At 71.3% G+C, this 24212-nt stretch carries 24 protein-coding genes and 2 tRNA genes; 12 read left to right on the plus strand and 14 right to left on the minus strand.

Going from position 1 to position 24212, the window contains the following annotated elements; genetic code table 11:
* Window positions 1–4 precede the first annotated feature (4 nt).
* Complete coding sequence (locus tag ABD286_RS14760; RefSeq protein ID WP_344195498.1) at window positions 5–304, plus strand: GroES family chaperonin; 300 nt, start codon at window positions 5–7, stop codon at window positions 302–304.
* Here ABD286_RS14760 and ABD286_RS14765 read toward each other — a convergent pair.
* The 8 genes from ABD286_RS14765 to orn all read right to left on the minus strand — a co-directional run bounded on the left by ABD286_RS14765 (window position 295) and on the right by orn (window position 6517).
* Complete coding sequence (locus ABD286_RS14765; RefSeq protein WP_344194821.1) at window positions 295–825, minus strand: rhodanese-like domain-containing protein; 531 nt, start codon at window positions 823–825, stop codon at window positions 295–297. The two genes, ABD286_RS14760 and ABD286_RS14765, sit on opposite strands and share 10 nt — an antisense overlap.
* Window positions 822–1307 carry a cupin domain-containing protein gene (locus tag ABD286_RS14770; RefSeq protein ID WP_344194823.1) on the minus strand — a complete coding sequence of 162 codons (486 nt, stop codon included), beginning with the start codon at window positions 1305–1307 and terminating at the stop codon, window positions 822–824. The genes ABD286_RS14765 and ABD286_RS14770 overlap by 4 nt, the downstream gene beginning before the upstream one ends.
* 430 nt (window positions 1308–1737) lie before the next feature.
* A complete protein-coding gene (locus ABD286_RS18920) occupies window positions 1738–1911 on the minus strand; it encodes a TraR/DksA family transcriptional regulator (protein ID WP_425565400.1) in 174 nt (57 codons plus the stop codon).
* Window positions 1912–2175: 264 nt separating this feature from the next.
* Window positions 2176–2808: a copper resistance CopC family protein gene (locus ABD286_RS14775; protein ID WP_344194825.1), complete on the minus strand. Its 633-nt coding sequence runs from the start codon at window positions 2806–2808 to the stop codon at window positions 2176–2178.
* 51 nt (window positions 2809–2859) lie between these two features.
* Complete coding sequence (locus ABD286_RS14780) at window positions 2860–3489, minus strand: methyltransferase domain-containing protein (protein WP_344194827.1); 630 nt, start codon at window positions 3487–3489, stop codon at window positions 2860–2862.
* Window positions 3490–3614: 125 nt separating this feature from the next.
* A complete protein-coding gene (locus tag ABD286_RS14785) occupies window positions 3615–5426 on the minus strand; it encodes an alpha/beta hydrolase (RefSeq protein WP_344194829.1) in 1812 nt (603 codons plus the stop codon).
* A 192-nt stretch (window positions 5427–5618) separates the two neighbouring features.
* Window positions 5619–5694, minus strand: a tRNA-His gene (locus ABD286_RS14790).
* A 133-nt stretch (window positions 5695–5827) separates the two neighbouring features.
* The gene (gene orn / locus ABD286_RS14795; RefSeq protein ID WP_344194831.1) at window positions 5828–6517 is read right to left on the minus strand and encodes an oligoribonuclease; all 690 of its coding nucleotides are present in this window, start codon (window positions 6515–6517) and stop codon (window positions 5828–5830) included.
* A 70-nt stretch (window positions 6518–6587) separates the two neighbouring features.
* On the opposite strand from orn, the gene ABD286_RS14800 reads away from it, so the two are divergent.
* Together ABD286_RS14800 and ABD286_RS14805 are read left to right on the plus strand one after the other, a co-directional pair.
* Window positions 6588–7763: a PrsW family intramembrane metalloprotease gene (locus ABD286_RS14800; protein ID WP_344194833.1), complete on the plus strand. Its 1176-nt coding sequence runs from the start codon at window positions 6588–6590 to the stop codon at window positions 7761–7763.
* A 10-nt stretch (window positions 7764–7773) separates the two neighbouring features.
* Complete coding sequence (locus ABD286_RS14805; protein WP_344194835.1) at window positions 7774–8988, plus strand: M20 metallopeptidase family protein; 1215 nt, start codon at window positions 7774–7776, stop codon at window positions 8986–8988.
* Window positions 8989–9041: 53 nt separating this feature from the next.
* Here ABD286_RS14805 and ABD286_RS14810 read toward each other — a convergent pair.
* From ABD286_RS14810 to thpR, 3 genes are all read right to left on the minus strand, one after another.
* Window positions 9042–9115: transfer RNA gene (locus ABD286_RS14810), tRNA-Arg, on the minus strand.
* A 58-nt stretch (window positions 9116–9173) separates the two neighbouring features.
* A complete protein-coding gene (locus ABD286_RS14815) occupies window positions 9174–10082 on the minus strand; it encodes a DNA-3-methyladenine glycosylase family protein (RefSeq protein ID WP_344194837.1) in 909 nt (302 codons plus the stop codon).
* The gene (thpR, locus tag ABD286_RS14820) at window positions 10079–10651 is read right to left on the minus strand and encodes an RNA 2',3'-cyclic phosphodiesterase (protein ID WP_344194839.1); all 573 of its coding nucleotides are present in this window, start codon (window positions 10649–10651) and stop codon (window positions 10079–10081) included. Before thpR ends, ABD286_RS14815 begins: the two co-directional genes overlap by 4 nt.
* Window positions 10652–10711: 60 nt before the next feature.
* Between thpR and ABD286_RS14825 the strand changes: the two genes are divergently transcribed.
* From ABD286_RS14825 to ABD286_RS14850, 6 genes are all read left to right on the plus strand, one after another.
* Complete coding sequence (locus ABD286_RS14825) at window positions 10712–11500, plus strand: hypothetical protein (protein WP_344194841.1); 789 nt, start codon at window positions 10712–10714, stop codon at window positions 11498–11500.
* Window positions 11501–11661: 161 nt separating this feature from the next.
* The gene (locus ABD286_RS14830; protein WP_344194843.1) at window positions 11662–13332 is read left to right on the plus strand and encodes a GTPase family protein; all 1671 of its coding nucleotides are present in this window, start codon (window positions 11662–11664) and stop codon (window positions 13330–13332) included.
* Window positions 13329–15038 carry a dynamin family protein gene (locus tag ABD286_RS14835; protein ID WP_344194845.1) on the plus strand — a complete coding sequence of 570 codons (1710 nt, stop codon included), beginning with the start codon at window positions 13329–13331 and terminating at the stop codon, window positions 15036–15038. Before ABD286_RS14830 ends, ABD286_RS14835 begins: the two co-directional genes overlap by 4 nt.
* Window positions 15039–15174: 136 nt before the next feature.
* On the plus strand, window positions 15175–15708 hold the full coding sequence (locus tag ABD286_RS14840) for a single-stranded DNA-binding protein (protein WP_344194847.1): 534 nt from the start codon (window positions 15175–15177) through the stop codon (window positions 15706–15708).
* Between the two features lie 53 nt (window positions 15709–15761).
* Complete coding sequence (gene ettA, locus ABD286_RS14845) at window positions 15762–17444, plus strand: energy-dependent translational throttle protein EttA (RefSeq protein WP_344194849.1); 1683 nt, start codon at window positions 15762–15764, stop codon at window positions 17442–17444.
* A 136-nt stretch (window positions 17445–17580) separates the two neighbouring features.
* Window positions 17581–18501: an LLM class F420-dependent oxidoreductase gene (locus ABD286_RS14850; protein ID WP_344194851.1), complete on the plus strand. Its 921-nt coding sequence runs from the start codon at window positions 17581–17583 to the stop codon at window positions 18499–18501.
* A 24-nt stretch (window positions 18502–18525) separates the two neighbouring features.
* Here the strand turns inward: ABD286_RS14850 and ABD286_RS14855 are convergent, their stop codons facing one another.
* Together ABD286_RS14855 and ABD286_RS14860 are read right to left on the minus strand one after the other, a co-directional pair.
* Entirely contained in the window at window positions 18526–19200 is a 675-nt protein-coding gene (locus ABD286_RS14855) for a response regulator (protein ID WP_344194853.1), read from the minus strand.
* Window positions 19197–20393 carry a sensor histidine kinase gene (locus ABD286_RS14860; protein WP_344194855.1) on the minus strand — a complete coding sequence of 399 codons (1197 nt, stop codon included), beginning with the start codon at window positions 20391–20393 and terminating at the stop codon, window positions 19197–19199. Before ABD286_RS14860 ends, ABD286_RS14855 begins: the two co-directional genes overlap by 4 nt.
* Window positions 20394–20523: 130 nt before the next feature.
* Between ABD286_RS14860 and ABD286_RS14865 the strand changes: the two genes are divergently transcribed.
* Together ABD286_RS14865 and ABD286_RS14870 are read left to right on the plus strand one after the other, a co-directional pair.
* Entirely contained in the window at window positions 20524–21423 is a 900-nt protein-coding gene (locus ABD286_RS14865) for an ATP-binding cassette domain-containing protein (protein ID WP_344194857.1), read from the plus strand.
* Window positions 21420–22238, plus strand: a complete 819-nt coding sequence (locus ABD286_RS14870; protein WP_344194859.1) for an ABC transporter permease — start codon at window positions 21420–21422, stop codon at window positions 22236–22238. The genes ABD286_RS14865 and ABD286_RS14870 overlap by 4 nt, the downstream gene beginning before the upstream one ends.
* 91 nt (window positions 22239–22329) lie before the next feature.
* Here ABD286_RS14870 and ABD286_RS14875 read toward each other — a convergent pair whose 3' ends face one another.
* Window positions 22330–22980 carry a TetR/AcrR family transcriptional regulator gene (locus ABD286_RS14875; RefSeq protein WP_344194861.1) on the minus strand — a complete coding sequence of 217 codons (651 nt, stop codon included), beginning with the start codon at window positions 22978–22980 and terminating at the stop codon, window positions 22330–22332.
* A gap of 73 nt (window positions 22981–23053) precedes the next feature.
* Here ABD286_RS14875 and ABD286_RS14880 point away from each other — a divergent pair, with 73 nt between their 5' ends.
* Window positions 23054–24208, plus strand: a complete 1155-nt coding sequence (locus ABD286_RS14880; RefSeq protein ID WP_344194863.1) for an acyl-CoA dehydrogenase family protein — start codon at window positions 23054–23056, stop codon at window positions 24206–24208.
* The last annotated feature ends 4 nt before the right edge of the window (window positions 24209–24212 follow it).

The raw sequence follows: 24212 nt of genomic DNA on the forward strand, positions 1-24212 counted from the left end.
CCGGATGCTGCACGACCGCGTGCTCGTCTCGCTCGAGGGCGAGGGTGGCGAACGCCGTTCCGGCGGCGGCATCGTCATTCCTGCCACGGCCAGCGTCGGGCGACGCCTGGCCTGGGCGACCGTGGTCGCCACCGGCCAGAACGTGCGGCAGGTCGAGGTCGGGGACCGGGTGCTCTTCGACCCCGAGGAGCGTGCCGAGGTCGAGCTGCAGTCCAAGGACTACGTGCTGCTGCGCGAGAAGGACCTGCACGCGGTGGCCGCCGCCCGCGTCAGCGAGGACGGCCAGACCGGCCTCTACCTCTGAGGCTGGACCGGCAGACCGGCCTCGCGCCAGGCCCTGAACCCGCCGACCACGTCGGTCGACCGCGTCACGCCAAGGCGCAGCAGCGCGTCGGCCGCGAGCGACGAGGTGAATCCCTCCTGGCACAGGACGAGCGCCCGCGTGTCCCAGCCGGCCTGGGGGAGCCGGGCCTCGTGCCGCGGGTCGAACCTCCACTCGAGGACGTTGCGCTCGACGACCAGTGGGGCCAGGTGGGCAGCGACCTCGCCCTCGGCAGCGCGCTGGGCCGCCGGACGGATGTCGACAAGCAGGGCGCGTCCGTGGAGGACTTCCTGGTAGGCCGCGCGGACGCTGATGCGACGCAGGCGGCTGCGGGCATCGGCAAGCTGGTCGTCGATCCCCGCGTAGGTCGGTGCCTCCCAGCCCCGGGCGTGCGTGGTGGACGCGGGTGAGCTGAACAGCTGGGTCTCCCAGTGCCCGGCGGGCCGCGTCGACGTCGTGGCGTGCACCACAGCGGTGCGCGGGTTCTCGGTCGTGACGGTCACCACTGCTCACCGGCCTTCTCGACGCCGGTGGCGTGCAGGGCGCCGTCGAGCAGCGCGTACCGGGTCATCCCGCGCAGGGCAGGGGAGTAGACGTGCACCGACAGGGCCGGGGAGTCCCCGAGGTTGTGCACGTCGTGGACGTGGTGGCTTCCGAACGTGCGGCCCTCGCCGGCGGTGAGCAGGCGCTCGTGGACGGTGCGCTGCGACCACGAGTGCTCTGCCAGCGTGCCCTTGACGGTGAGGAAGGCGCCTTCGGACTCGAGGTGGTCGTGCCATCCGGTGGACGTGCCGACCGGCCAGCCGATCAGCCAGATCTCGAGGTGGTCGGTCGCGTCGAGCCGGTGCCAGGTGCGCTCGCGGGAGTCGAGGTCGACCAGCCGCTCGAGGTCCGGGTCGGTGGCGAAGAGAGCGGCGGTGCGCAGCAGCTGGCTACGGGTGAAGCGGTTGATGCCGGGGGTCCCGGCGGTCGTGATGGCGGTCATGGTCCTGCTCCTGAATGGTCTGTGGGGTCGTCTGTGGGATGGCGAGATGCGTGTGGTGGCAACGCATTCGACATACCGACCCCTGGGTCAGGAGGAGGTCGAGGTGGATTCGGCGGTATGCCGTGTGGCTGGTGGCCATGGAACGTCTCCGGTGGGTTCGGGCGACGCCACGAGAGGGCGTCGGGGCTGGTGCGGGCTGAGGTCAGGCGCAGCAGCAACACCGCATGACGCCGCAGCACATGGAAGCCATGTGCATGCGCATCACTGCGGTGGTCGAAGACATGCCTCCAGTGGAGCACGACTCGTCGAGAGCCGTCCACGAAGTCCGGGGCGTGTCTCGCGTTCCGGGACGAAGCAACGGTCGGCGCACGGCCGGACGGGGGGAGTGGTCGGCGGCTCGGCCACGCGCGAACGTGGCCGAGCCGGGACGTCAGTGCGAGCGGCCCCGGGACGGGGGGCGCCGCAGGTTGGCGCAGGCGAAGCAGGTGGTGGCGTGGGGGAGCGCCTCCAGCCGTTCCGCGCCGATGGGTTCGTTGCAGCTCTCACAGAGCGTGGGCAGTGGCTGGTCCGGCACGTGTTCGTCTCCTCGATGGACCCCAACCATCGCACGTCCCCAGCGGCCGGGACGCCACTGGTGTCCCGGCCGTGGTCCAGGGGGGAAGACGTCGCCCAACGCGGCAGGCCTCTTCGCGTCCCCTTGGTGCCCGGAGGCAGCACGTACGAGGGGCCGGTCACCTGGTGGTGACCGGCCCCTNGAACCCCGAACCCGCTGATTAAGAGTCAGCTGCTCTGCCAATTGAGCTAATGGCGCGCGAGGAGAGACATTAGCAGGACGATGCCGGGGACGTGAAATCGGCTCCCGGGTCGGTCAGGAGCGGCCGCGTCGACGCGATGCGGCGACCAGTGCGGTCCCTGCTGCCACCGCGAGGGCGCCGACGCCGACGGCCAGCCCCAGGCGCAACGTCTGGCCGCCGTCATCGGCGGAAGTCGTTGCCGTGGCTGGGCTTTCGCTCGTGCTCGAGGTGCTCGGGGATGCCGTCGTCGTGTTCGCCCCGGACGTCGTGGTCGGCTCCGGCACCGGCTCGGAGGAGGACGTCGCCGATGCCCCGGTGATGGTGAATGTCGTGGTGTCCGACACGGGGTGACCATCCTCACTGACCACGCGGAACGACACCGAGTACTTGCCATCGGGGAGCGAGTCCGCGAGCGGTTGGGTGACGGTCCTGCCGTCGACCTGAGGGCGCCCCTCACCGGCGTCACCGGACGGTCCGGTCACCGTGACGGTGGCGAAGCTCGCGCCGATCGGCTCGTTGAACTCCAGCGTCACCTGGCGCGGGGCCGTCGCCACCGTGCCGCCGTCGGCAGGGTTGATGGACTTCAGCGCCGCGTGGGCGTCCGCGGCGACGGCGCTGATGATCGAGGAAAGCACGCCGAGCAGCAGCCCCAGCACGGCCACCCACACGGTGATCCTGATGGTCCTGCGCTTGCCTTCGGATTCCATGAACACCCGACCATCCTGCCTGAGATGCCGGGGAGGTCAGGGATCGCCTGCTCAGAGCGGGGCCGGTACGGCGTCCTCGCGCACGAGCCCCTGCACGTGCCAGACGAGCCCGCCGTGCTGGTGGGCCAGGGTGAAGCCACGCCTGGCCACGGTGTCGATCATCTCCTGCGGCGGGTGCGTCCAGGAGCGGAAGGTCCGGCCCCGCAGCCGCAGCAGCGCGTTCTCGAACGTCGAGGCCGCGCGACTCATGGGGTTGCGGGGAGGGTGGCTGAACACCACCACCCGGCGGGCGTGGTCGGCGGCTGCGGCCAGCAGCCGTTCGTGGTCGGGATAGCAGCAGACGACACGGTGCAGCACGACGACGTCGGCCACCGGGACGTCCTCGGGGGACACGACGATGTCGATGAGGCGCCGCTCCATGCGCGACGAGAGGCCTGCCGCGTCCGAGAGCCGGCGGGCCGGCTCGTCGTAGGCAGGGACGAGCTCGAGGTTGATCGAGCACGCGGCGCCGGCACGGAGCAGCTCGAGCTGGATCTCACCGACCCCGCCGCCGATCTCGAGCACCGTCGCCCCTTCGATGCCCTGTCGGGTCAGGAAGGCGACGATCTCCCGCTCGGTGCGGCCCAGCCCGCGACGGCGGTAGCGGCGCTCGCGGTGACGGGCAAACCCGGACCCGAACACCGCGCGATACCCGCCTGGGTCGCAACAACCGGACACGGTCCCAGTGTGGACCCCCGGGGGTGGTGCTGACGAGCGACAGGGCGCCTCGGTCGAGGCGCCCTGTCGGTGGAGCGGTGGAGCGGTCGTCAGCGGCGCGGGACCGCTCCAGGGACCGGGGCGACGACCGGCGGCAGCGAGCGGGCCGAGGCGCCGCTGCGGAGCTGCTCCTCCGGGAAGGGCTCCTGGTCGATCTTCTCCGTGAAGGGCTGGACGTCACCGACGCACTTGGCGCCGGCGGCCGGCACCTTCACCCCGATGAGGTAGGAGTCGACCGCGTTCGTGACGCACGCGGACGTCCCGTAGGCGGTGTGTCCCCAGCTGTCGCTGCTGACGAGGCGGCTGTTCGGCAGCAGCGTCGACGCCTTCACGGCTCCGGCGTAGTTGGTCGCCGGGTCCCAGTAGTTGCCGACGACGAGCACCGGGTTGGCCGTCCGCTTGGTGAACGGGCCGCGGTAGGAGTCCTCGTCCGTGACCGTCCACGTGGACGACGCGCAGGGAGCCGACGCCCAGGACCACAGGGGTCCGAAGCCGGGAGCGGTGCGCTCGGCGCTCGCCGTGAAGTACGGCCACAGACGCGCCGAGCTCGGGTTGCGGCTGTCGGTGCACAGCACGGACTGGAACGCCTCGGGCGAGTTGTCGTACGGGAAGGCCCAGCCGGCGCGGGCACCGGCCTTGGCGAGCTGGGCCTTGGTGGCCTTGTCGCTGTCCTTCGCGGCCGCCAGGCGGGCCTGCATGGACAGAGCGGTGGCGCGGGTGCTCGCCTTGCGGGCCATCGGGTCCTCGAGCATCTGGGCGAAGCCGGTCAGGTCCCAGTCGACGAACATGGGGCCGTCCGGGTTGTAGAGGTCGCTCAGCAGGATCGACACCATGAAGGCGTAGTCGATGGTGAAGACCACCTCGCCCGTGTCCTCGTCCGTGAAGACGATCGGGTTGGCCTTGATCTTGCTGATGACCTCGGCGTAGGTCTGGCGGGGGTCGCCGAGCTGGGCCAGCATGCAGTAGTCGGGGCCCTTCGCCTTGCAGACGTCCAGCACCTTCAGTAATGCGTTGTGAGCGCCTTCGCCGGACTTGATCCGCTGCGTCTGCGGCTGGATCGTCGCGCCCTCGGTGCCTGCCCAGGCGATGGGGTCGAGGACGCCATCGATCGCCACCGCGCGCACGCGGTCGGGGAACATGTTGGCGTAGGTCTGCCCGAGGTAGGTGCCGTACGAGAACCCGAGGTAGTTGAGCTTCGCGTCTCCGAAGGTGCGACGGAGCACGTCCATGTCACGCGCCACCTCGGCCGTCGACATGGACGCGCCGAGGGCCTGTCCGCTCGAGGAGCAGCCCCGCCCGAACGCCATGGCGGAGGCGACGTAGGCGTTGCGCCCCGCGGCCGTCGTCGGGAACGGCGTCTCCAGGATCGGCCCGAGGGCCTTCGCCTGGGCGCCGAGGTCCTTGAAGCAGCGGACGTTGTCGCTGAAGTTGATGCCGCGGGGGTCGACACCGACGATGTCGAAGCGGGCGAGCAGGGCCGGGCTGAGGAACTCCCGCGCCGAGGCGGCCAGGATCACGCCCGAACCACCAGGGCCACCCGGGTTGACGAACAGCGTCCCGAGCCGCTTGGACGGGTCGGCTACCTTGACGCGCAGCAGGGCCACCTCGGTGGTGGCACCCTTCGGCTGGTCGTAGTCCAACGGCAGCTTGACGGTGCCGCAGGCGGCCCGCGGGGTCACCACGCTGCAGTCGAACCACGTGATCGCGGGCTTGGGCACCGAGTCCACCCGGCGTGCCTCGATCGCACTCGTGCGATCAGGAGCAGGTGTGGCGCCGGAGGCTGCGGTGGTCGTCGCAGGGACCACCACCGCTCCGGCGACGAGGAACGCCAGCGCGCCCCCCAGCAGACGTCGTACCGACATGACTTCCCCCTTCGTCGGGCCGTACGACCACCTCGCTGCGGTCCCCCCGGCCGCTGCACATCCTGACGCTGCGAGAGCCGTGACGGAAGGAAAATGGGGGAACTGGGGGAAGAACTTTCCCGACGACCTCCCGGGGACGCGAGAACGGCCCCCGGCTCCGCATCTCTGCGGACCCGGAGGCCGTTCTCGGTATGGGGTGAGCGACGGGGCTTGAACCCGCGACCCCCGCGACCACAACGCGGTGCTCTACCAGCTGAGCTACGCCCACCATGCGACACGACCGGACTCGAAAGCCGGCCGCGGAAGCGTGGACCATCGTACCTGCTCCCGAGCAGTGGTCGTGACCACCCCGGGGAGGCCGGCCCGGCGCGGACCCCGGTCCGCTCCATACGGGCTCACGGTCAGGCGGTGTCGCCGCCGGCCGTGCCGCCGGTGTCGGCAGCGGTCGCGTCGCCGGCCGCGGGCCCGTGGTCCACGACGTGCCGGGAGGCGATGGACTTGGCGGTGGCGCTGTCCGGTCCGGGCTGGGCCACGAACACGGCCTCGCGGTAGTAGCGGAGCTCGGCGATCGACTCGCGGATGTCGGCGAGCGCGCGGTGGCCGCCGGACTTCTTGGGGGAGCCGAAGTAGGCCCGCGGGTACCAGCGACGGGACAGCTCCTTGATCGAGGAGACGTCGATGATGCGGTAGTGCAGGTGGGCCTCGAGCTCGGCCATGTCGCGCGCCAGGAAGTTGCGGTCGGTGCCCACGGTGTTGCCGCCCAACGGGGCCTTGCGCGGCTCGGGCACCCACTCGCGGATGTAGTCGAGGACGAGCTTCTCCGCGGCCTCCATCGTCGTGCCGCCCGCGAGCTCCTCGAGCAGGCCGGAGGTCGTGTGCATGTCGCGCACGAAGTCGTCCATCTGCTCCAGGGCGCCGGGAGGCGGGGCGATCACGACGTCGACACCGTCGCCGAGCTGGTTGAGCTCGAAGTCGGTCACGAGCGCCGCGACCTCGATGAGGGCGTCGTTCTCGAGGGAGAGCCCGGTCATCTCGCAGTCGATCCAGACGATGCGGTCGTTGACGGAGCGGTCCGTGGGGTTCTGCGTCACCCGCACACCATATGGCCACCCCCGGACACGCGCGCCGCGTCGTGCCGAGGGCTGCACTAACCTGCCCGTCATGACGTGGGGACAACAGGCGGGGTATGCCGCGGGGGTGCCCGGCGCGCCCGCACCCGGTCCGATGCGCCGCAGCGGTCGCAGCACCCTGCGTCGCTGGCTGCTCGCGGGCGTCATCGTCATCGGCTTCGCGCTCGCCGCCATCGTCCTGGCCGTCTATTACGGCGCCACCCTCGGCGTGGTCACCAGCCTGCTGGCCATCCTGCTTGCAGCGATCCCACTGGGCATCGTCATCCCCACCTTCCTGTGGCTCGACCGCTTCGAGGCCGAGCCGACCCGGTACCTGCTCGTCGCCTTCGGCTGGGGCGCCCTGGTCGCGGCGCTCGTCGCCGGGATCTTCAACACCGGGGCCAACATCGCCTTCCAGGCGGCCACCGGCGGGGCCGAGGAAGCCAGCCTCGCGACGGCCGTCTTCTCCGCGCCCCTGGTCGAGGAGGCCGTCAAGGGACTGCTCGTCCTGCTCGTCTGGCGCCTGCGACGGCGCGAGTTCGACGGGATCATCGACGGGATGGTCTACGCCGGCATCGTGGCGGCCGGGTTCGCCTTCACCGAGAACATCCAGTACCTCGGCATGGCCTACGCCGACGGCGGTGACGCGGCCCTGACCGGGACGTTCATCGCGCGGTGCCTGTTCACGCCGTTCGCCCACCCCATGTTCACGGTGCTCACCGGCATCGGCATCGGCATCGCCGCGACCACCCGCAGCCGCACGCTCCGGGTGCTGGCGCCCGTCGCCGGGTACGTCCTGGCCGCCCTTCTCCACGCGGTCTGGAACCTCGCCGCCGTCACCGGCGGGGCCGGGCTGCTCACGGTCTACGTGCTGGTCGAGGTGCCGATCTTCATCGCCTTCGTCGGGCTCGTGGTGTGGGCCCGTCGACGCGAGGGGCGGCTCATCGGCCGCTACCTCAGCGCCTACGCGGACGCCGGCTGGCTCTCGCCGAGCGAGGTGCAGATGCTCTCGACGATGTCGGGCCGTCGCAACGCCCGCGTCTGGGCGCGCTCGGCCGGGCGGTCCTCGCTGGCGTCGATGCGCAGCTTCCAGGACTCCGCCAGTGAGCTCGCGCTGCTGCGGGCACGGATGCACCACAGCGCCGCGGACGACCACGCGCTGCAGACCGAGCGCGAGCTGCTCGACGCGCTGACCACGCGACGCCGGGAGTTCCTCGGCGCGTACTAGCGTGCAGGGCGTGCGCACCCTCGACATCGCCTCGACCATCGGCCCCGACCTCGTGACCCTGCGTCGCGAGCTGCACCAGGTGCCCGAGATCGGCATGGACCTGCCGCTGACCCAGCGCGCGGTGCTCGACGCGTTGGAGGGACTCGACCTCGAGGTCACGCTCGGGGAGGACCTGTCGTCAGTCGTCGCGGTCCTGCGCGGTCGCGGCGGGTCGCGCACCGGGGCGGACCGCCCGGTCGTGCTGCTGCGCGGCGACATGGATGCGCTGCCGGTCACCGAGGACCTCGACCTGGAGTACGTCTCGAAGCACGTCGGCCGGATGCACGCCTGCGGCCACGACCTGCACGTCGCCGGCCTGGTCGGCGCCGCCCGGATCCTGCACAAGCTGCGCGACGAGCTCGAGGGCGACGTCGTGTTCATGTTCCAGCCCGGTGAGGAGGGCCCTGGAGGCGCCGAGCCGATGATCGAGGAGGGCCTGCTCGACGTGGCCGGGCGACGTGTCGACGCCGCCTACGCGTTGCACGTGTACTCCTCGGAGCACCCCAAGGGCATGTGGTTCGGGCGGCCCGGCCCGCTGATGGCAGCGGCCGACGAGGTCAAGGTGCGGATCGTGGGGGAGGGCGGCCACGGGTCGCAGCCGTTCCGCGCCAAGGACCCGATCCCCGTGGCCTGCGAGATCGTCGTGGCCCTCCAGACGCTCGTCACCCGTCAGTTCAACGTCTTCGACCCGGTCGTCATCACGGTGGGGAAGTTCGTCGGCGGCACGAAGGACAACATCATCCCGGACGACGCGGTGTTCGAGGCGACCGTCCGCAGCCTCTCCGAGGAGGCGCGCGCCGAGGTCAGCGCGAAGATCGAGCTGCTCTCGACACAGCTCGCCGCGGCGCACGGCCTGACCGCTGAGGTCGAGCACCTGCCCGGCTATCCGGTGACCGTCAACGACGAGGCGGAGTACGCCTTCGCCAAGGACACGATCGTCGACCTGTTCGGGGCGGACCGCTACACCCACCAACGGGATCCGGAGATGGGTTCGGAGGACTTCTCGTTCGTCGGCCGGCTCGTGCCGAGCGCCTACGTCAACCTCAGCGCCTGCCCGGCGTCCGACCACGAGGCGGCTCCGGACAACCACTCGCCGCGTGCCGACTTCGACGACTCCGTGGTGCCGGACGGTGCGGCCCTGCTCGCCGAGCTGGCCCTGCGCCGCACCGCCCAGCTCGCGCGCTAGCCGCGGACGCTCCCGCGACCCCGGACGTCGTGGCTGGCATCTCGACGACATTGCGCCCCCGGCAGGACTCGAACCTGCGACCTAGAGATTAGAAGGCTCTTGCTCTATCCAGCTGAGCTACGGGGGCAGTGCGCGGACAGTCTAGGACGGCCGCGGGCGTCCGTTGGCGCAGCTTCTCAGCATCGTCAGAGGTGCTTTGCGTATGCCGCGTGGTGCCACAGGTGGATCGCGGCATAGGCCCGCCACGGCGCCCAGTCCAGGGACCGCGCCAGCACCTCCCGCTGGGTGGGCAGCGCGAGCGCCTGACGCAGCACCAGGTCGCCGTGGGGGAACGCGTCGGCGTCGCGCAGGGCCCGCATGGCCACGTAGTCGACGGTCCACGGTCCGACCCCGGGCAGCGCCAGCAACCTCCGACGAACCTCGCGCCGGTCCGACTCCGGCGCGATCTCGAGACCGTCCGCGACCTCGCGGGCGAGCGCCACGATGGTCCGGGCGCGCTGGCCGGTGACACCCACCGTGGTCTGGAGCTCCGCCGGGTCGACCTCGGAAAGGGTTGCAGCAGTGGGGAACTCGCGCAGGTCAGAAAGTGCGTCGACTGCGCCCCAGCGCGCCGCCAGACGGCCTGCGAAGGTCTGCGCCGCACGGAGCGACACGTGCTGACCCAGCACCGTCATCACGGTCGCCTCGAAGCCGTCGAACGTCCCGAGGATGCGCAGCGTCGGATTCGCGGCGACGAGCGGGCCGAGGACCGGATCGCCACCGAGGTGGGCGGCGACCGCTCCGAGGTCGGTCTCGAGGTCGAGCCACCGACGTACCCGCAGCTGCACGGTCGCGACCTCCGCGGGGGTGATGTCGGCAGGGGGCCGCCCGGAGCCGGCCGTCGCGATCGCGACGGACATCCGGTCGCGGTCGAACACCGCTCGCAGCAGGCGCGGCCCGCCAGGGGTCGACACCAGCCGCTCGTACGTCCCCGTGGACGGCTCCACCCGTTCGAGGCCGGGCACGGCGTGGGCGACGAGCGCGGCGAAGGCCGCGCGGGCCGCATACGGGTGGACGTCGAGGACGGGGACGAGCGCGGGGTCCGGTGCGCTCACTCCTCGCCACCCAGCGGCATGGTCGCCACGGGCCGGTACTGACGGGGGCGCCCACCGGACGGGGCGTGCGACGCGAACAGGGTCACCTCGTCGGCGGTCCAGTCGGGCCCGGAGTAGGCGTCCAGGACGCGCAGCCAGCGGGTCGCCTCGAAGGGGTGACGGGCCCGGGCCACGGTGAGGTGCGGCGTGAAGCCGCCACCTTCGGGAGTCGCGCCGGCGTGGGCGCACGACGACCGGACGCCGCGGGCCAGGGTCGACAACGAGTCCAAGGAGTCCTCGCCGCCGTCGACCCCCACCCAGAGCACGCGGGCGTCCCCGGCGTGGGGGAAGGCGCCGCCGGCGTGCAGCCTGGCCGCGAAGGGCTCACGGGCGGCGGCGGCCTCCGCGACCGCGAGGGCCACGTCGTCGAGGCGACGCTCGGGGACGTCGGCCATGAAGGCGAGGGTGACGTGCCACAGGGAGGGGTCGGTCCAGCGCAGCTCCGGGCCCGCGTCGCGACGCGGCTCGAGGAAGTCGCCGAGGTCGGCGAGGGCGTCGTCCGGTGGCACGATCGCGGCGAAGATGCGCATCGCCCCATTGTGGACGCCCGTCGCACGGTTAGATTTGTCGGACCGACGAAGGGGTGGGGGATGCTGGCGAAGGCGAGAGACCTGGACGGGCCGCAGGTGTGGTTCCTCACCGTGCGGGTGGCCGAGATCGGCGTGGCGGTCCTGCTGCTCGGTGCCTTCCTCGAGGCTCGGTACGCGTGGACCGTGGGGGCGCAGTTCTCCGGGTCGGGTCCGGTCGCCGAGACCGGGGTGTCCCTCATCCAACGGATCACGGGCATGGCGCTCTTCGGTGGCTACCGGATGCCCGTCACGCTGCTCGTCAGCGTCTTCGCGCTGGCCGGGTTGCTCGTGATCGTCCACCGCTGCCAGCCGGTCAGCCACACCCGGGTGCTGCGGTGGGAGTGGCTGACCCTGTGGGCTGTGGCCACCCTGCTCGCCCTTGCCGCCACCCTGGTGGGCGTCGTCGCCCTCTTCGCCGACAGCCCGTTCGACTCGCCCGACCCCTCGGTGATCGAGGACAACTTCGGCCCCGGCTACCACGAGCAGGTGGTCACGAACCTCTCCTGGCCGCTCGGGGTGCTCCTCCTGCTGCTCCCTCTGGGGCTCTGGTGGGCCCGGCTCCCCGACATGGACGAGCTCGAGGACGCCCTCGCAGGTCGGGAGCAGGCGGTGCCCGGCCACGCCGTACCTGACGCCGCGGCGCCCTTCGAGCGATCGGGCGGGTGGCGTCGCTCGTCGACCGACGACGACTCGATCTTCGTCGACGACGTGGAGCAGATCGACCCCGTCGAACGGCTCTCGCCGCGTGGTGCCGACCGTGGGGACGGGTCGTCGTCGAGTGGCTACGAGGGCTACTTCCGACGTCCCTGAAGGACGAACCACCGGCTCATCGACGGTCCGGCGAGGGTCCGGCGACCCGATCGTTACCGATGAGGGCGCCGAACCGGTCTGTCGTGGCAGGTTGCCTGCGTTCGGTTCGTTAGGCTTGCAGTGTGATTTCCAGGGACGACGCCATGTCCATGTTGGGCGCCGTGACGACCCTTCGAGACCAGGTGGCAGACGCGACGCTGCCGCTCGACATCCCCGGCGTGGCCACCGGCCGTGCGACGCGGGACTCCCTGCTCAAGCAGCTCGACGACTACGTCATCCCGCGGCTGCGCTCCCTCGACGCGCCGCTGCTCGCCGTGGTCGGAGGCTCGACGGGGGCCGGCAAGTCCACGCTGGTCAACTCGATCGTCGACTCCCAGGTCAGCCGTTCCGGCGTCCTCCGGCCGACGACCACCACCCCGGTCCTGGTCCACCACCCCAAGGACGAGCGGTGGTTCCTCGACGACCGGATCCTCCCCGGACTGAGCCGGGTCACCGGTGCAGCCAGCGAGGGCGACGGCGACGGCTCCCTGCGCCTGGTCGCCTCGAGCTCGCTGCCCCCGGGCATGGCACTGCTCGACGCCCCCGACATCGACTCCGTCGTCAGTGCCAACCGGGCGCTCGCGGGACAGCTGCTCGCCGCCGCCGACCTGTGGCTGTTCGTCACCACAGCCGCGCGGTACGCCGACGCCGTCCCGTGGGACCTGCTGCGCCAGGCGTCCGAACGCGGCACCGCCGTCGCCATCGTCCTCGACCGGGTGCCGCCCGAGGCGATGGCCGACATCCGCAGCCACCTGGCCTCGATGCTGCGGGACCAGGGGCTGTCCACCGCCCCGATCTTCGGGATCCCCGAGGCCACCCTCACCTCCGAGGGCCGGCTGCCCGAGGCCGACGTCGCCCGGCTCCGGTCCTGGCTGTCCGCGCTCGCGAGCGACGCCCGGGCCCGCGCCGTCATCGTCAAGCAGACCCTCGACGGCGCCCTCGGGTCGCTCGAGGAGCGCACCGTCTCCCTCGTGGGCTCCTCCCGCCAGCAGGTCACCGCGGTGACGGCCCTGCACGCCACGGCAGAGCAGTCCTACCGCGAGGCGTTGACGAACGTCGAGCAGGGCATGACCGACGGCACCCTCCTGCGCGGCGAGGTGCTGGCCCGCTGGCAGGAGTACGTCGGCACGGGCGAGTTCTTCCGCCAGGTCGAGTCGACGATCTCCAAGGTCCGCGACCGCATCACCGCTGCCATCAAGGGCACCCCGCCGCCGGCCGGCGACCTCGGCGAGGCGCTCCAGTCCGGCGTCGCCGCGCTGATCGAGTCGCAGGGCCAGGGTGCCGCTGCGACCGTCGTCCGCCAGTGGCGCCAGCTCCCCGGTGGCGACCCCGTCCTCGCCGACCACCCGGGCATGGCCAAGGCCTCCCCGGAGTTCTCCGGCGCCGTCGAACGCCTCGTGCGCGACTGGCAGGGCGAGCTGCTCGACATGGTGCGCAGCGAGGGCAAGGACCGGCGCACCACCGCCCGCATCGCGGCATACGGACTCAACGGCATCGGGGTGATCCTCATGCTCGTGGTCTTCGCGCACACCGGCGGCCTGCTGGCCGGCGCCGAGGTCGGCATCGCCGGCGGCACCGCGGTGCTCGCCCAGAAGGTGCTCGAGGCGATCTTCGGCGACCAGGCGGTGCGTGAGATGGCGATCCGCGCGCGCAAGCGCCTGCTCGAGCGGGTGAGTGAGCTGTATGCAGCCGAGCAGGCCCGCTACGACGGGGTCCTGGACGGCGTGGACATCAGGGAAGACCGGGCCGAGCGCCTGGCGGATGCCGCAGCAGCGGTGAAGGCGGTTCGATGAGCCCGTTGATCATGGGCCGGAGCAAGGTCAAGGGCATGAGCGCGGAGGAGCTGGTCGCACGGTCCGGCGCCCTCGGTGAGGCCCTCGAGGCCGGTGGGACCCAGCTCGACCCCGCCAGGGTGCGCGACGCCGGGGCCGTGATCGACAAGGTCACCGCCCGCACCGCCGTCTCCGGCGACCACACCGTCGTCGCGCTCGCAGGGGCGACGGGCTCCGGCAAGTCCAGCCTCTTCAACGCCCTCGTCGGCGAGACCGTCGCCACCGTCGGTGCCCGCCGGCCCACCACCTCGCGACCCATCGCCGCGGTGTGGGGCGAGGACGACGCCACCGAGCTGCTCGACTGGCTCCAGGTCGCCCAGCGCCACCACGTCGGGTCGGCCGCGAATGCGGCTGGCACCGTCGGTGACTCGACCGGGTCCGCGGGGTCCGGACCCGCGTGGAACCTCGACGGGCTGGTCCTGCTGGACCTCCCCGACTTCGACTCGCGCGTCGAGGCGCACCGGCTGGAGTCCGAGCGGGTGCTGGAGCTGGTCGACGTGTTCGTCTGGGTGACCGACCCCCAGAAGTACGCCGACGCCCGCCTGCACGACGACTTCCTCAAGGTGCTGGCGAACCACGACGCGGTCACCGTGGTCGTGCTCAACCAGGCCGACCGGCTGACGGCCGAGTCGGTCAGGCAGATCCGCGGGGACCTCGCCCGGCTCACGGCCGAGGACGGCATCGCCGGCGTGCAGGTGCTCGCGACGTCGGCGACGACCCGCTCCGGCCTCGACGAGCTCGGCCTTCGCCTCGGCACCGCGGTGGCCGCCCGCAACGCCGCGCAGGCCCGTCTGGCCGCTGACATCCGCGCCACCGCCGGCCGCCTCCGCGCCGACGTCGCCGACACCGAGACGACCTTGTCCGAGAAGGTCGACACCGACCTGGTCGAGGCGCTGTCCCGCGCCGCCGGCATCCCCACGGTGGTCGCCGCAGTCGAGCGCGACTACCGCAACCAGGCGTGGAGCCGCACCGGGTGGCCGTTCACCCGCTGGGTCCGTGCCCTGCGCCCGGACCCGATGAAGCGGCTGCGCCTCAACACCACCGACTCCGTGGAGCAGAAGCTCGCCGTCACCGCGGGCGACGTCCGCTCGGTCCTCGGCCGCTCGTCCCTGCCGCCGCCCACCCCGGCCGCCCGCGCTGCGGTCGACCTCGCGACGCGAGGCGTGGGAGACCGTGCCGCCGAGGGGCTGCCGCACCGCTGGGCCGAGGCCGTCTCCGACGCAGCGACCCCGCCCGGGCCCGAGCTCGCCGACGCCCTCGACCAGGCCGTGGTCGGCACGTCCTTGCGGATGCGGGCCCCGCTGTGGTGGCGCGTCTTCGGCATCGCCCAGCTCCTGCTGTCACTGGTCGCCGTCCTCGGGCTCGTGTGGCTCGTGGTGCTGGTCGTCCTGGGCTGGTTGGCGCTCCCCGACATCAGCACGCCGACCCTCGGGCCGGTGCCCTATCCGCTGCTGATGTTCGCCGGAGGTCTGCTCCTGGGTCTCGCGCTGGCTGCGCTGGCCCGGTGGCTGGCCCGCATCGGTGCGCGCCGCCGGGGCCGGGTCATCCGCGGCCGGCTCACCGCGGCGGTGGCCGAGGTTGCCGCCGAGCGGATCGTCGGCCCGGTGCGTGCCGTGCTGGCCCGCCACCGCCGGACCCGTGAGGGACTCGACCGCGCGGCTGCCTGACCTCGTCCACAGGCGGGCTGATCCGGTGTCGCCGTCCACAGGCTCGGTCGGGGCACCTTCCAGCACACCTCGTCCCTGACGACGCTTGCGTCCAACCCCGCTGACGGGGACGGACGAACAGGACGAGGTGAGCGACATGAACGAGATCTACACGACGGTCCAGGGACGACTCGTGGCCAACCCGGAGTCGAGGACGACGCGCGGGGGAGTGCCCTTCACGGCCTTCCGGCTGGCGTCGACCGTGCGCCGGCCCAACCCGCAGACCCGGGAGTACGAGGACGGTCCGACCAACTTCTTCAACGTCACGGCGTTCCGGACCCTCGGGGCCAACGTCGGCAACTCGCTGAAGAAGGGTGACCCGGTCGTCGTCTACGGGCGGATGCGGGTCAACCAGTGGATGCGCAACGACAACATCCCCGCCACCTCGGTGGAGATCGACGCCTACACGGTCGGGCACGACCTGACGTGGGGGACGACCGAGCTGGTCAAGGTGAGCCGGGCCCAGATGGACCAGACCGACCGGCTCTCCGACGAGTCGATCCAGGCCGTCCACGCCGAGCTCGAGGCCGGTGGGGGGCTGGACGCCGACACCGACGAGTTCGAGGTCGTGCCCCAGCCGACCGGCCTGGTGGTGCAGGACGACACCGACCGGGAGCTGACCGCGGTCTGAGCACCGGCCCGGCGGATTCGGGTGTGGGGGCGGTGGCCGTTAGCCTTGCCCCCATGCCCGAGTTCATCTACGTCATGTCGAAGGCCCGCAAGGCCCACGGCGACAAGGTCATCCTCGATGACGTCACCATCTCCTTCTATCCCGGGGCCAAGATCGGCGTGGTCGGACCCAACGGCGCCGGCAAGTCCTCGGTCCTCAAGATCATGGCCGGCCTCGACCAGCCCTCCAACGGAGAGGCCCGCCTGACGCCGGGGTACTCCGTCGGCATCCTCATGCAGGAGCCCGAGCTCAACGAGTCCAAGACGGTCCTCGGCAACGTCGAGGAGGGGGCGGGCGAGATCAAGGCCAAGCTCGACCGCTACAACGCGATCTCCGCCGAGATGGCCGAGCCCGACGCTGACTTCGACGCCCTGATGGAGGAGATGGGCAAGCTCCAGGAGGCCATCGACGCCGCCGACGCCTGGGACCTCGACTCCCAGCTCGAGCAGGCGATGGACGCCCTGCGGTGCCCGCCGCCGGACGCCGACGTCACCGTGCTCTCCGGCGGTGAGCGCCGCCGCGTCGCGCTGTGCAAGCTCCTCCTGCAGAAGCCCGACCTGCTGCTGCTCGACGAGCCCACCAACCACCTCGACGCCGAGTCGGTCCTGTGGCTCGAGCAGCACCTCGCGGCCTACCACGGCGCCGTCGTCGCGGTCACCCACGACCGGTACTTCATGGACAACGTCGCCCAGTGGATCCTCGAGCTCGACCGCGGCCGTGCCTACCCCTACGAGGGCAACTACTCGACGTACCTCGAGAAGAAGCAGGCGCGACTGGAGGTCCAGGGCAAGAAGGACGCCAAGCTGGCCAAGCGCCTCGCGACCGAGCTGGAGTGGGTCCGCTCCAACGCCAAGGCCCGCCAGGTGAAGTCCAAGGCGCGTCTGGCCCGCTACGAGGAGATGGCCGCCGAGGCCGACCGCACCCGCAAGCTTGACTTCGACGAGATCCAGATCCCTCCGGGCCCGCGCCTCGGCTCGACCGTCATCGAGGTCAACAAGCTCAAGAAGGGCTTCGGCGACCGCGTCCTCATCGAGGACCTGTCCTTCACCCTGCCGCGCAACGGCATCGTCGGCGTCATCGGCCCCAACGGCGTCGGCAAGACCACGCTCTTCAAGACCATCGTCGGTCTCGAGGAGGCCGACGGCGGTTCGGTCAAGGTCGGCGAGACCGTGAAGATGTCCTACGTCGACCAGAGCCGCTCCGGCCTGGACCCGAAGAAGAACCTCTGGGAGACCGTGTCCGACGGCCTGGACCACATCCAGGTCGGCCAGGTCGAGATCCCGTCCCGCGCATACGTGTCGCAGTTCGGGTTCAAGGGCCCGGACCAGCAGAAGATGACCGGCGTCCTGTCCGGTGGTGAGCGCAACCGCCTCAACCTCGCGCTCACCCTCAAGCAGGGCGGCAACCTGCTGCTCCTCGACGAGCCGACCAACGACCTCGACGTCGAGACGCTCGGGTCGCTGGAGAACGCGCTGCTCGACTTCCCTGGCTGCGCCGTGGTCATCAGCCACGACCGGTGGTTCCTCGACCGGGTGGCGACGCACATCCTCGCCTACGAGGGCACCGAGGAGAACCCGAGCAAGTGGTACTGGTTCGAGGGCAACTTCGAGTCCTACGAGGCCAACAAGGTCGAGCGCCTCGGCGCCGATGCCGCTCGTCCGCACCGGGTGACCTACCGCAAGCTCACCCGCGACTGACCCGGCCCGTCCCACGACGCGCGGCACCCCGGTCCGGGGTGCCGCGCGTCGTGCTGTCTGCCGGCGGGGCCGTCGACGTTCCAGCGGCCGCGGCTCCCCGTTGTGCTCTGCAACCACCTGTGGGCACGATGAGGTCATGCGCCTCGGACTGCAGGTCTCCTCCTTCACCTGGCCGGACGCCCCGGCCTCCATCGGTCCCACGTTCGGCCGGATCGCCCACAACGCCGAGGGCGCAGGCCTGGCGAGCCTGTGGGTGATGGACCACTTCTTCCAGATCTCGATGATCGGCCCCCCTGAGCTCGACATGGTCGAGGCCTACACGGCGCTCGCCTTCGCCGCCGGCCAGACCGAGCGGATCGAGCTCGGCACGCTGGTCACCGGCGTCACCTACCGGCACCCCGGGGTCCTCGCCAAGACCGTGACCAGCCTCGACGTCCTCTCGGGCGGCCGGGCCTGGCTCGGCATCGGTGCCGCCTGGAACGAGGAGGAGCACCGCGGCCTGGGCATCCCCTACCCGTCCACCAGGGAGCGCTTCGAGCGCCTCGAGGAGACGCTCCAGATCTGCCTGCAGATGTGGGCGGGGGACGACAGCCCGTATGCCGGGCGGCACTACCAGCTCGACCGTCCCCTCAACGTCCCGCAGAGCCTGAGCCGCCCGCACCCGCCGATCCTCATCGGAGGCGGAGGCGAGAAGAAGACGCTGCGGTTGGTCGCGCAGTACGCCGACGCCTGCAACCTCTTCGACAACGGTCTCGGGCCGGAGGGGATCCCGCGCAAGCTCGAGGTCCTGCGGGGGCACTGCGAAGACGTCGGGCGCGACTACGCCGAGATCGACAAGACCGTCCTCGCGCGGGTCGTCATGAGCCGCGACGGGTCGGGCACCGGGCCCAGGGGTGGTCCGTACGCCTCTGTCGACGAGACGGTGGAACGCTTCGGCCGGCTGGCGCAGGCCGGTGTCGACACCGTGCTCATGGGTCTGGCGGACAACACTCGGGACGAGACGTACGAGCTCGTGGCCGAGGTGGTCCGACAGGTCGAGCCGCTCAGCGCCCGCTGAGAAGGAGCGTGTCGTGCGCGGATGTCAGGTGAGCCCGGCGTCGTGCACGATCAGGGCGATCTGCACCCGGTTGTCGGCGCCGAGCTTGGTGAGCAGCCGTGAGACGTGCGTCTTGACCGTCGGGACGCCGAGGTAGAGCTCTGCCGCGATCTCGGCGTTCGACCGGCCCCGGCCGATGGCGACCGCGACCTCGCGCTCGCGGTCTGTGAGGCCGTCGAGCTGGGTCCGCGCCGCCTCGGCCCGACCCCCGTCGGTGGAGGTCACCGAGGCGATGAGCTGGGCCGTCACCGTGGGCGACAACGTCGGCTCACCGTCGGCGACCGAGCGGATCGCCGCCACGATCCGCTCCGGCGGGGTGTCCTTCAGCAGGAACCCGCTCGCCCCTGCGCGCAGGGCCGTCACCACCATGTCGTCGGTGTCGAAGGTCGTGAGGACGATGACCCGGGTGGGGGACAACCGACCCGAGGAGGCCTGACCCGCCATCACCAACCGAGTGGCCTCGAGGCCGTCACGCCGTGGCATCCGCAGGTCCATGAGGACGACGTCCGGCTGGGTCGTCGTGATGGTCGTCAGGGCCTCGACACCGTCTGCGGCCTCCCCGACCACCTCGATGTCGGAGGCACCACCGAGGATCATCCCGAGCCCGGCCCGGACCAGCGCGTCGTCGTCGACCAGGACGACCCGGATGGTCTCGCTCATGCGCGCCACGGTAGCCGAGCCCGCACGACGAACTGGCCACGCCGGTCGGTGCCGAAGGTCAGCTCGCCGCCCGAGAGCACTGCCCGTTCGGTGACGCCGGCCAACCCCATACCCGACGCAGGCAGCGGGTGCCCTCCCGCGGCGCGAGCCGGCACGCTGTTGGACACCCTGATGTCGATGCCGGAGCCCGGACCACCGCTGATCCTCAAGGTGACAGGCACCCCTGGCGCGTGCTTCCGCGCATTGGTGAGGCACTCCTGGACGATGCGGAAGGCGTTGCGGGACAACGCTGTCGGTGCCGTCTCCAGTGCCGCCACATCGATCGAGAACTGCACGTCCCGACCCGACGAACGCTCCTCGTCGACGAGGGACTGCACGGCGACGAGCGTCGGCTGCGGCGGCTCGAGACCGGTGCCGTCCACCACCTGGCTCGGGTCGCGCAGGACGCCGAGCACCTCCCTCAGCTCGGAGAGGGCGAGGTGGGCGTTGTCGCGGATGACCGAGGCCGTCCTCGTCGTCTCCTCGGGGGAGAGGTCGGTGCGGTACGCCAGGGCGCCGGAGTGCATGGCCACCAACGAGATCCGGTGCGCGAGCACGTCGTGCATCTCGCGGGCGATCTGGGCCCGTTCGTTGGCCCTGGCCTCGGCGACCCGACTGGCCTGCTCGCGCTCGGCGGTGTCCGCCCGGTCGCGCAACGAGGTCATGAGGGCCCTACGGGCGCCGATGTAGTAGCCGATCGCGATGACCAGGGCGACGAGCAGGCCGCCGATGACGGTGTTGAGGATGCTGGCCCACAAGCCGTCGATGCTCGGCCGCAGCGCTTCGTACGTCACCCCGCCGAGCACGGACACGACGGCAGCGACCGCGACCGGGCGCCACCGACGGTGGGTCGACAGCGAGACCAGGGCGAGCAGGGCTGCTCCGGCCGCCAACGACGAGGCTCCGCTGCACGCGGCGGTGGCCACCGCGACCGGCAGGGGGAAGCGCCGGCGGAACGGCACGATCGTCAGGGCCACCACACCCAGCACGAGCTCGATGAACGGCACCACCTCCGGCACCTCTGGCGCGCCCGGGGCGTCGGCCTCGGCCAAGACGAACCCGAACAGCACCATCCCCACGGCCAGCGCGAGCAGCAGGCGCCAGGCCTCACCCCAGACGGTGCGGGGGAGTGGGCTCGGGTTCCGGATCAGCACGCGACGAGCGTATGCCGCACGGTGCCGGGCGGGCGTCATCCTCAGGGTGTGGTCCGCCGAGACCAAAGGATGACCAGCGGAGTGCGCCCGACCGATGTGCCGGCCCACCCACGAACGTGAGGCTGGATCCATGATCACCGTGAACAGCTTGACCAGACGCTATGGAGCGATGGTGGCCGTCGACGACGTCACCTTCGACGCCAAGCCGGGACTCGTCACCGGCTTCCTCGGGCCGAATGGTGCCGGGAAGTCCACCACGATGCGGATCCTGTGCGGGCTCACGCCCGCCACGTCAGGGACCGCGACCGTGCTGGGCCGACCGTATGCGGCCCTCCCGAACCCCGGGCGCCACGTCGGTGTCCTCCTCGACGCCAGCGCCCAGCACGCCGGACGGACCGGACGAGAGGTGCTCGCCCTCTCGTCCGTCGTCATGGGTGTCGACCGACGCCGCGTCGACGAGGTGCTCGACGTCGTCGGACTCACCGAGCGGGAGAGCCACCGCCGGGTGCGCAACTACTCCCTCGGGATGCGCCAGCGCCTCGGCCTCGCCCACGCCCTGCTCGGCGACCCCGAGGTGCTGGTCCTCGACGAGCCGGCCAACGGACTCGACCCGGCCGGCATCCGGTGGATGCGCTCGCTCCTGCGCGGGTTCGCCGACGACGGCGGGACGGTCCTGCTGTCCTCGCACCTGCTGAACGAGATCGAGCTGGTCGCCGACGAGATCGTCGTGATCGGCAACGGCCGGATCGTCGCCTCCGGCACCAAGGACGAGCTGCTCCGTGGTGCCGGCACGATGGTGCGTTCCACCGACGACGCAGCCCTGGAGGGGGCGCTGCGAGCGGAGGGAGTGGAGTCGACCCGCGCCGCCGAGGGCGGTCTGGTCGTCGAGGCCGAGCCCGCCGTCGTCGGCGCCGCTGCCGCCAGGCACTCGGTGGTGCTCATCGAGCTGAGGCAGGCGGACGGTCGCGGCCTGGAGGACATGTTCCTCGAGCTCACCGCCAGCACCGCCCGTGAGGGGGTGGCGGCATGAGCACCGTGACGCAGAGCGCGAAGCCGCTCCACCACCGACCGCCGTCGCTGCCGCGCATCGACGGACCCCGCCCCACGGAGGGGATCCCCTTCCGGCGTCTTGGCGTCGTGGAGCTGCGCAAGCAGCTCGACACGCGGGCAGGCCGTTGGCTGCTCATCACCATCGGCCTGGTCGTCGCCGCGATCGTCACGATCATGCTGTTCGTCGGCGGGGGTGCCCACGGCTACGAGGGCTACTTCGGGGCCACTGCGCTGCCGCTGATGCTGCTGGTGCCGATCGTCGGCATCCTGGCCGCCACGGCGGAGTGGTCGCAGCGCACGGCGCTGACCACCTTCGCCCTGGAGCCCCGACGTCGGCGGGTGGTCCTCGCCAAGGTCGCCGCCTCACTGGTCGCCGCGGCCGCCTGCCTCGTCGTCGCGCTCGTCCTGGCCGCCATCGCCAACCTCGTCGCGGTCGAGGTGCGGGGTGCGGACAGCCCCTGGAGCCTGTCTTCCGGGATGTTGTGGGGGATGGCCCTCGTCCTCGTGCTGAGCCTGGCCCAGGGCGTCGGCTTCGGGCTCTCGTTGCTCAACACGCCGGCGGCGATCGTCGGCTACCTCGTCCTGCCGACGGCCTGGTCCATCGTCACGGGCCTCGTCGAGCAGATGCGTTCCGTGGGGGAGTGGCTCGACATCGGCGCGGCCACCGAGCCGCTGCTCGAGGGCGCCGCCATGTCGGCACGTGACTGGGCCCAGGTGGGGACCTCGAGCCTGCTGTGGGTGGTGCTCCCGCTGGCCATCGGCCTGTGGCGGGTGCAGCGGTCCGAGGTGAAATAGCCCTCTGGGCGCGACCCACGACGAATCACGAGGTATGGCGCGGGGCCCCACCGGCCCCGCGCCATACGGGTGCTCGTAGCAGGGGGTACGGTCAGCGGGCGGTGACGAGACGGATGCCGAGGTCGGCGTAGGCCTCGCCGATCGCGGCGGGCGTGCGCTTGATCTCGGGGTCGTACCAGCGGGCGACGTCGACGGCCATGGACATGAGCGCCAACGTGGTGTCGGGGACGTCCTCGACGGTGAACTCCCCCGAGGCCACGCCGGCGGTGACGACGTCACGGACGACGGCGTCGATCTGCTTGCGCAGCCGCAGGACCGCGTCGCGGTGCTCCCCGGTGAGGTTGCCGAACTCGTACTGCACGATCCGGGCGACCCGGAAGTGCTCGGCGTGCCAGCGCGAGAAGGTGCTCATGATGGCGCGCAACGCCTCGGTGGGTGAGCCGGCAGCCTCGGAGGCGTGCACCAGCATGTCGCGGGCGGCCTCGTGGCCCTCGCGGCTGAGCTGGTAGAGCAGCTCCTCCTTTGAGGAGAAGTGCACGTAGACGCCGGCGGGGGACAGGCCCGCGCGGGAGGCGATGTCTCGGGTGGTCGTCGCGTGGAAACCGCGGTCCGCGAACGCCTCGGCCGCGGCCTCGAGCAGGCGGTGGGCGGTGTCGGACCCGGTATCCGGGGCGGTCGGGGTCGCGGCGCCACGGTCGGCGCCGGCGGCGGCGCTGGCGGAGACGCGCGCGGTGGTCGACATGGTTGACAGCATGCCGCAGCCATCGCAAACTAAGCAAGCGCTTAGTCACCGGTGTTTCACCTCAAGGAGAGTCATGCCCCGCAACCTCTACGGCCCGGACCACGAGGCCTTCCGCAGCTCGGTCCGCGAGTTCATCGACCGCAACCTCAAGCCGCGTGCCGAGCAGATGCTCGAGGTGAAGTCGGTCGACCGCGACATCTGGAAGGAAGCGGGCAAGCAGGGGCTGTTCGGCCTCGACATCCCCGAGGAGTTCGGCGGCATGGGTGCCGACGACTACCGGTTCAACGCCATCGCCGCAGAGGAGATCGCGGGCTTCAACTTCGCCGTGTCGTCGTGCTTCGGCATCCACTCCGACGTCTGCCCGCCCTACATCGTCGACCTGGGCACGCAGGAGCAGAAGGAGCGCTGGCTGCCCGGCATGGCCAACGGTGACCTCATCGCCGCCATCGCGATGACCGAGCCGTCCGGCGGCTCCGACCTCGCCGCCCTGAAGACCACCGCGGTCAAGGCCGACGACGGCTCCGGCGACTGGATCCTCAATGGTTCCAAGACCTTCATCACCAACGGCTACCAGGCCGACCTCGTCATCGTGGCCGCGCGCACGGACCCTTCCAAGGGCGCCAAGGGCATCAGCCTCCTCATGGTCGAGGCCGGGATGGAGGGCTTCAGCCGCGGCCGCAAGCTCGACAAGGTCGGGCAGGAGGAGGCCGACACCTCCGAGCTGTTCTTCGAGAACGTCCGTGTCCCCGACGCAAACCGCCTCGGTGAGGAGGGCCTGGGCTTCATCTCGATGATGCAGCGCCTGCCCCAGGAGCGGATCGGCGCCGCCGTGGCCAACACCGCCCACGCGTTCCAGATCTTCCGCGAGACCGTGGAGTACACGAAGGAGCGCAAGGCGTTCGGGCAGGCCATCGGGTCGTTCCAGCACAACAAGTTCAAGATGGCCGAGCTGCAGACCAAGCTCGAGGTCACCCAGGCCTACATCGACGACTGCATCGCGGCGCACGCCGACGGCACCCTGACGGCGGTCGACGCCGCCAAGGCCAAGTGGTGGTCGGCGCAGGTCCAGAACGACGTCCTCGACGAGTGCGTCCAGCTCTACGGCGGCTACGGCTTCATGAACGAGTACCGCGTGGCCCGCGCGTGGCGCGACGCCCGGGTCTCGAAGATCTGGGCCGGGTCCAACGAGATCATGAAGGAGCTCATCGGCCGCGACCTCGGCCTCTGAGACC

The organism is Pedococcus aerophilus (assembly GCF_039532215.1).
Classification (GTDB): domain Bacteria; phylum Actinomycetota; class Actinomycetes; order Actinomycetales; family Dermatophilaceae; genus Pedococcus; species Pedococcus aerophilus.